Annotated in this window: 3 protein-coding genes; all 3 read right to left on the reverse strand. The window is 65.2% G+C overall.

Annotated elements, in window-relative coordinates; all coding sequences use genetic code 11:
- Positions 1-74: 74 nt before the first annotated feature.
- Positions 75-623 carry a DUF4166 domain-containing protein gene (locus K728_RS18980; protein ID WP_156911257.1) on the reverse strand — a complete coding sequence of 183 codons (549 nt, stop codon included), beginning with the start codon at positions 621-623 and terminating at the stop codon, positions 75-77.
- A 122-nt stretch (positions 624-745) separates the two neighbouring features.
- Positions 746-1,756, reverse strand: a complete 1,011-nt coding sequence (locus K728_RS0109070; protein ID WP_019481706.1) for an aminoglycoside phosphotransferase family protein — start codon at positions 1,754-1,756, stop codon at positions 746-748.
- Positions 1,756-2,374, reverse strand: a 619-nt coding sequence (locus K728_RS0109075) for a DUF58 domain-containing protein (RefSeq protein ID WP_024476501.1), incomplete at its 5' end; no start/stop codon positions are given. The genes K728_RS0109075 and K728_RS0109070, both read right to left, overlap by 1 nt.

A 2,374-nucleotide genomic window follows, 5' to 3' on the forward strand; every position in this document is an offset into this window, starting at 1 on the left:
CCCGCCGCCGCCGCGAACATCCTGCGCCGGTTGACCCAGACCGCCGACGCGCTGAACCAGGAGATGGCCAACGACTAGCGGCGCTTCTCCCAGCGTCGCGGCTCCGCCTCAGCGGGCAGGACACCGTCGAAGTCGACCAGGTGGTAGTCGAAGGCCCCCGCGTAGACCAGGAGTGTCCCCAGCTGACGGTGGATCACCCGGGTCTGGATCCGGAACCGACCGGCTTCCTCATCCCACCACTGCTCCATGTAGGCCTGCGCCCCGACGACGTCCGGCACCGGTAGCCGCACCGGGCCAGCGAATACCCGGGTCCGGGTGGACACCATCCGCATCCTCCCGGCTGGTGTGACCGAGCAGGTCAGATCGGTGAGCGTCAGACGGTGCGCCCCCACATAGTCGAGCAGCTGACCGTTCTCCTCCGAGGTGGTGTCCTCGAAAATCCGCTCAGCAGCCGGGAAGTGCAGGATCCGGCGGGCGGTCAGGGATGCACGCCCAAACGGGTCAAGGTGCGGGAAATTGCTGATGCTGAAGGGGACATCGGTCCCATACTCGGGGAAAAACGAGTTCTCGGCAGCTGCCAGCCTGAAGGCGGGCCTGATAAACCAGGCGGGGNCCTGCCACATCGAAGGTGCCGCTGCCTATTCCCGCCTGGCCCGCGTCGGCGTGGAGGCCAAAGTAGGCCTGGAGTTCGGGCTGTAACCTGTTGAAATCGGCGCCCAAGGCGCGCTGGTAGATGGACTGCATGTTAGAGCTCCCATTTTCGTCGTTTACTGAGCCAATCGATCAGGATTCGTGCCGTAAAGCGTTGGTGCATCCGCAGGTAGGGGCTGGTGGCCAGTTCGGGTTGGTCTCCGCTGGTGACCATGTAGGCGGCGAGCACCGCGAGCCACGCATCAATGTCGTCGGGGTTGGCCCCGCAGCTCAGCGGAGAGTCGGCAAGCCAGCTGTCGACGTCGACCCCTGCCTGGCGTGGGTAAACCAACAGGGCTACCCAGTCAGCCCAGGCGGGCCCGATAGACAGAAAGTTCCAGTCACAGAAGAGTGCAACGTGCGGGCTGGGCCCGCCACGGGGGCGAATCATGATGTTGTCTGCCCGGAGATCATTGTGGAGCACAGCATCGCCGGCCAGCGCCTCGTGACCCAGTGCGGTCAATTTTTCAAGCTCGGACAGGTGCTGGACGTTCAGCGACGGCAAATAGGCGGGAAGCGCTCCGTTCGGGGCCCAGCACTCTACGAGGTCGGTCCGTAAGCTGGCTCCGAAGAACTCCTCCACCATTGACCCGTTCGCAAGGTTTGCTGGCGTTTCCTGCAGCCCTGCCTGCACCACTAGGAGTGACGCGTGCACCGCCCTGAGATCACTGACCGTCCATGGCTGCCCCGGCATGTAGCCGTCAACGGCCTCAAAGCACAGCAGCTGCCAGCGGGCGCCCCCAGCAAGGACCTGATCGGTTGAGTGCAGTTGCGGGATGGGAAGTCCGGCCGAAAGTGCAGTGAGAACCTCGGCCTCGCGGACATAGGCAGCGAAAATGTGGCTGTCCGTTGACGGCGCCGCCTTGGCGAAGAGGCGGCGGTTCCCGGCGCCAACGACAGCTGCGAAGCCGTTGGTGAAGCCACCGCCAGCCGGGGTGACGGACTCCGTCGGGCTTCCCAGCTCGGCGGCGATTCGGTGGCGAACAGCCGCAGGTAACGCTGCCCACGGGGTGCGGTGGGCTGTTCGGGAATAGTCGACCCTGGCACTACCTTCGGTCGGGATCATCAGAGCCGGCCCGCCGCTTTGAGCCGGATATACATGTCAGCAAGGTGTGGCGGTAGTTCGTGGGGAGTAGCATCGACCACTTCTGCCCCCAGCTGACGGAACTGGGCTGTCACCGCGGCACGATCCAGCAGGGCACGCTCCGCGGACGCGGCCCGATACACATCGGACACGGACTGGCGTTCGCCGCGCATCTCATCCAGTCGCGGGTCGCGAACTGACGCGACCACCACCACATGCTGTGAGGTCAGATCGGCCAGCACCGGCAGCAGCCCCTCTTCTACTGAGCCCGAATCCAGCGACGTCAGCAGCACAACCAAAGAACGGTGGGAGGAGATGGAGCGAACCTGGCCGGGCACCCGTGACCAGTCGGCTTCAATCAGCTCGGGCTCCAACGGTGCCATCGCCTTGACGAGGGCGCTCAGCAGATTCCCCTTCGCCGCCGAATTCACCCTGGCCCGGGGACGGCGGTCGAAGGCAAGGAAATCCACCCGGTCCCCACCCCGCTGTGCGAGGACGCCCAGCAGCAGGGCAGCCTCGATACTCGTGTCCAGCCGGGGCTCATCGTCGATCCGCGCAGCTGAAGTGCGCGAGGTGTCCATCACGATGACCACCCGCCGG

Source organism: Arthrobacter sp. CAL618 (assembly GCF_000468215.1).
In the GTDB taxonomy this organism is placed as follows: Bacteria; Actinomycetota; Actinomycetes; order Actinomycetales; family Micrococcaceae; genus Arthrobacter_D.

Excerpts from the sequence above, each read along its gene's own strand:
- K728_RS0109070 (WP_019481706.1), bottom strand. The coding sequence starts at position 1,756 with ATGATCCCGACCGAAGGTAGTGCCAGGGTCGACTATTCCCGAACAGCC.